Annotated in this window: 4 protein-coding genes; all 4 read left to right on the top strand. The window is 49.5% G+C overall.

Features of this window, described 5'->3' with window-relative positions; genetic code table 11:
* Nucleotides 1–661, top strand: a 661-nt coding sequence (locus ON064_RS17015; RefSeq protein WP_274625703.1) for a glycosyltransferase, incomplete at its 5' end; no start/stop codon positions are given.
* Entirely contained in the window at nt 606–1,325 is a 720-nt protein-coding gene (locus tag ON064_RS17010) for an HAD-IIB family hydrolase (protein ID WP_274625702.1), read from the top strand. The genes ON064_RS17015 and ON064_RS17010, both read left to right, overlap by 56 nt.
* Nucleotides 1,326–1,492: 167 nt before the next feature.
* Nucleotides 1,493–2,323 (top strand): phytoene/squalene synthase family protein, encoded by an 831-nt coding sequence (locus tag ON064_RS17005; protein ID WP_274625701.1) that lies wholly within the window; start codon nt 1,493–1,495, stop codon nt 2,321–2,323.
* 180 nt (nt 2,324–2,503) lie between these two features.
* Nucleotides 2,504–3,961 (top strand): cardiolipin synthase, encoded by a 1,458-nt coding sequence (cls, locus tag ON064_RS17000; RefSeq protein ID WP_274625700.1) that lies wholly within the window; start codon nt 2,504–2,506, stop codon nt 3,959–3,961.
* Nucleotides 3,962–4,799 lie beyond the last annotated feature (838 nt).

Raw genomic sequence — 4,799 nt, 5'->3', positions numbered from 1 at the left:
CCGCCATCACATCCGGAAAAAATTCGGTTACGAAGACCCCCTCTTCGTTTTCGCAGGACGTCTGGAAGCAACAAAAGGCATCTTCACATTATTGAAAGCCTTCAAGCTTCTGGCAGAAAAAAGCGGCAGCCGCTACACGCCGGAATTGGTGATTGCCGGCGGTGAGCCGGATGCCATCGATACAGAAACAGGCTTGCCGAAAGATCCGGAACTGCGCAAAGCAGTAGCCGGAATCGAACAGCATGTCCGTTTTGTCGGACCGAAAAACCAAGAACAATTGGCGTTGTTATTCAATTCAGCTACCGCTACCATCGTCCCGAGTTTCTACGAATCGTTCGGCATGGTTGCAGCTGAAGCACAAGCCTGCGGCAGTCCTGTTATTGCCTCAAAAGTGGGCGGCTTGAAAAATGTTGTCGAAGACGGTGTCAGTGGCTTGCTTGTCGAAGCGCAAAATGAAATCGACCTGGCGATTGCCATGGAAGTTCTATCCGTCAACTCGCTACTGGTTGAACGCCTTAGCCGTCAAGCGGTGCGCATCGCCCGAAAAGACTTCAATTGGGTCAGTATTTCAAAAAAAATAAATACATTGTATGAGGTGATTATCCGTGAACGGAGCAACACACTTGCTAGCGACCGACCTGGACGGAACCTTAGTCGGTGATAGAGCCGGGCTGAAGGAATTGCTGGATTTTTATGAGCAGCAGCCTTACGAAGTCGGCTTGATCTATATCACCGGCCGCCATCTTGCTTCGGCACAACAGCTGATTGCAGATGAAGGGCTCCCGATTCCCAAAGCGCTCGTCACCGATGTCGGGACCGAAATCTATATGGGACCCAGCTTCCAGAAAGACAAAAAATGGGAAGCCCATTTGATGGACGATTGGGCGCCTGAACAAGTCGAAGCGCTAGCGACTACAATCGAAGGCTTGGCCCCGCAGGAGTTGCCTGTGACAAGTCGGCGCTCCTACCATGTCACGGATGCACAAGCGGTCGAACAGTTCCGCAATCTGCTCGAAGCAAAACAAGTTCCCCATAAGCTGATTTTCAGCGGCGGCAAGGATTTGGATATCCTGCCTCCGAATAGCGGGAAAGGCCAGGCGCTTCGCTACTTGTTGGAACGCCATGGAATTTCCGACGCTAAACTTTTGGTGGCGGGTGATTCCGGAAACGACTTGGAAATGCTGACGCTCGGTTTCCCTTCCGTTATCGTTGGAAACGCTCAGCCGGAACTCAAAACCCATGAAGAACATCCGCTCATTTTCCGCGCGAATCGACATTGCGCCGGCGGAATTTATGAAGCGTGGAACCATTTTCATGTAGACTGAACCCTTTGGAGAACTTGTTTCTTCCAAAGGGTTTTCTTGTGGCGTTATGGGTAATCATTTGTTTTTTCAGCCATTTCGTTTATATTTAGAAGGAAGACATTTTACGAATCAATTGGGCCACGCCCATACATAAGCACGTTCAAAATCCACATAAAGGAGGACTGAAGATGAGCAAAGTCGCCAATCTGCAAAAAGAATCACTCGCGATGCTGAAACAAACGAGCCGGACCTTTTTCATTCCGATCAGCTTTTTGGATCCTGTCCTGAAAAAAACCGTCGGCTCCGCCTATTTGTGCATGCGCGCAATCGATGAAATTGAAGATCATCCCGAGCTTCCAGCTGAAGTGAAAGCGTCTCTTCTGCGCTCCATCCAACATATGCTCGAAACCGATATTGACGAAACGGAATACGCGGCACTCGTCGCCCCATACGCGGACTATTTGCCATCCGTAACGATGAGGCTCCCGGATTGGGTCGAAGTGTGCCCGCCTGAAATCCGCGGGAAAGTGCTCGAATCAACGGCCATCATGGCTGGCGGCATGGCCAAATGGGTCGAAAAAGACTGGGTCATCCATACGCGCGAAGACCTGGACGATTACACCTATTATGTCGCTGGGCTCGTTGGCGTCATGCTTTCCGATCTTTGGAGATGGCATGACGGCACTGAAACCGATACAGAACTTGCCATCGGATTCGGCCGTGGATTGCAGGCCGTCAACATGCTGCGCAATTACGATGAAGATTACGAACGCGGCGTTACGTTCGTCCCCGACGGCTGGACACGCGACGATATGTTCAGCTACGCACGTGAAAATCTGTCGCAAGCCGATCAATATGTAAAATCCATCAAAAATAAACGCATCCTCATGTTCTGTAAAGTGCCGCTCGCTTTGGCCCACAGCACCTTAAAAGCGCTCAAGTCCGGCAAGGAAAAAATGAGCCGCAAGGAAGTCGAAGGCATCGTCGAACAATTAAAAGAAGAAGAACGCCTCAGCTGAATAAAGCTGCACTCTCATCCGCAGAGTGCAGCTTTTTTGTAGCCAATGAAGTAGAGAGGAAGTTAATTACAATAAAAGTTATAATAAGGAAATAACATCCACCTAGTTCTCCCTTTCTTTCAATTACACAACTAGTCTATACTAGAGGCAATAAACAATTATCCACAAAGGAGAATGGCCATGACCGTCACCATTATCAGTGTGTTGACTGCTGCAATTTTCATCTTGAATATTTTCCTTGCAGCAGCGCTGGTGTTTTTGGAACGCCGGGATGCTTCCTCCACTTGGGCATGGCTATTGGTGCTCTTCTTCATTCCGATTGCCGGATTCTTCATCTACCTGTTGCTCGGCCGCAAGCTTCGTCAAAAAAAGCTTTTCAAATGGGAAGAAGGCCGCAAACGGATCGGCATCGAAAGCTTGATTGCCCATCAAATGAATGAAATCCACGACGGCACTTTCCCTTTTCAAGATGTCAGCACGAAAGATTACAGCAATTTGATTTACCTCCATTTGCGCAATAACGGTGCGTTGTTGACCCAAAACAATCATGTGAAAATCTTCAACGATGGCCGGGAAAAATTCGATGCCTTGATTCGCGATATCGAACAGGCACAGGACCATATCCACATCCAATATTATATCTTCCGGCTGGACCAGCTAGGCAATCGCATCATGGAAGCTTTGCTCGCCAAGGCGAAAGAAGGCGTGAAAGTACGCCTGCTATACGATGATATGGGCTCCCGCAGTTTAAGCAAGCGCCATTTCAAGGAATTTTCAGCAGCCGGCGGCGAAGTGGAAACCTTCTTTCCTTCCATCATGCCGATCATCAATCCGCGGCTGAACTACCGCAACCACCGCAAAATTGTCGTCATTGACGGAAAGGTCGGCTATATCGGCGGCTTTAACGTCGGGGAGGAATATCTCGGGCTCAACCGCCGCTTCGGCTATTGGCGCGATACGCATCTCCGGCTGGAAGGAAATGCCCTTTACCCGCTCCAGACGCGCTTTATCCTCGACTGGAACCAGGCTTCTGCGCGGCACGATATTGAATATGATGAAGCGTACTTCCCTCCACAACCCGAAGAGGGCTCGACTTCGATGCAGATTGTCTCCAGCGGCCCGGACGAGGAATGGGAACAGATCAAGGACGGCTATTTAAAGCTGATCCATTTGGCGCGCGAATATATTTACATCCAGACGCCATATTTCATTCCGGATGCGAGCTTCTATGATGCACTGCGGATCGCGGCGCTGTCCGGTATCGATGTGCGCATCATGATCCCGAACAAACCGGACCATCCATTCGTCTACTGGGCGACATATTCCTATGCCGGTCAAATGTTGCGGGCCGGAGCTCGTGTGTTCATCTACGATAACGGCTTCCTGCATACGAAAATGATTGTCATTGACGACGAAGCGTCGACGGTCGGAACAGCGAATATCGATGTCCGCAGCTTTAAGTTGAATTTCGAAGTGAATGCATTCATTTACGATGAGAAGGTTTCCATGGAGCTCGCGGATATGTTCAGGCAAGATACAGAATTATCGTCGGAGCTGACGTATGAGATGTATATGGCGAGAACCCGCATGATCAAATCGAAGGAATCCATCGCCCGCCTGTTGGCACCGATTCTGTAATCAAACCAGTGAACGCCCTTTCCATATGGAAGGGCGTTTTTTCGTTTGGTGAGTTGTATGTACTAAGGGGTCTTCTTACTTCAATAATGATAGAAAAAGTATAGGGAAGAGATTACGCTTCAAGGGGACGCTTTAGGTCCGCAGGATGCGGGTCATGCAGCCGATGCGACAGGACGTCGCGTTTTCGGCTGCCCGGGGGCCGGCTTCAGCCGCTTCCCTCGCTAGCGCTCAGTCCAGGGCACCTAGTTTCTCTGTGTTCGAGCATCGCAGGAAAACCGTTGCTCCCACATCTGCATGCAGATGCGTCGCAAATGAATGGACTCGGCTTCCCCTCGCCATCCATTCGCCCCTTTCCGCTTCATCTCTAGTTTTAGAGAGGAAATGAAATTCATCACACATTGAAGTAAGTAAAAAATTTTTTGGTCAGCTTCGTAAGTCCAAATGGAATGGCCGCAGCAATTTCATAACTATCAAGTCTAAATAAGCGCTGCCACCAGCGGATGAAACAAATAACAGCGACACATCCTCGCACCCAATATCCAATGAAATCTAAAAGCCGAACCGCGCACACGGGCTAGCCGAAGCAATAAGACAAGCGGTCTTCTTGGCTTATTGCGAAAGGCCTGCCCCAAGCGGGAGGTGATTACTTCACGATGAAATAATCAACGGCTGATCCATCTAACTATCAAGTCCAGCTGAGTATCCCCACCAGTGGATGAAGAAAACCAACAGTGACACGTCTTCGCACTTAACATCCAATGAAATCTAAAAGCCGAACCGCGCACACGGGCTAGCCGAAGCAATAAGACAAACAAGTGCCCTTCTTGGCTTATTGCGA

Origin of the sequence: Planococcus sp. A6, from assembly GCF_028823615.1 — a bacterium.
Taxonomy (GTDB): Bacteria; Bacillota; Bacilli; order Bacillales_A; family Planococcaceae; genus Planococcus.
The sequence above is the reverse complement of the archived record's forward strand: the minus strand, read 5'-3'. Positions and strand labels throughout refer to the sequence as shown.

Bases quoted from the DNA above. Each gene is read 5' to 3' on its own strand.
- ON064_RS17005 (WP_274625701.1), top strand. From the start codon at position 1,493: ATGAGCAAAGTCGCCAATCTGCAAAAAGAATCACTCGCGATGCTGAAA.
- cls (WP_274625700.1), top strand. From the start codon at position 2,504: ATGACCGTCACCATTATCAGTGTGTTGACTGCTGCAATTTTCATCTTG.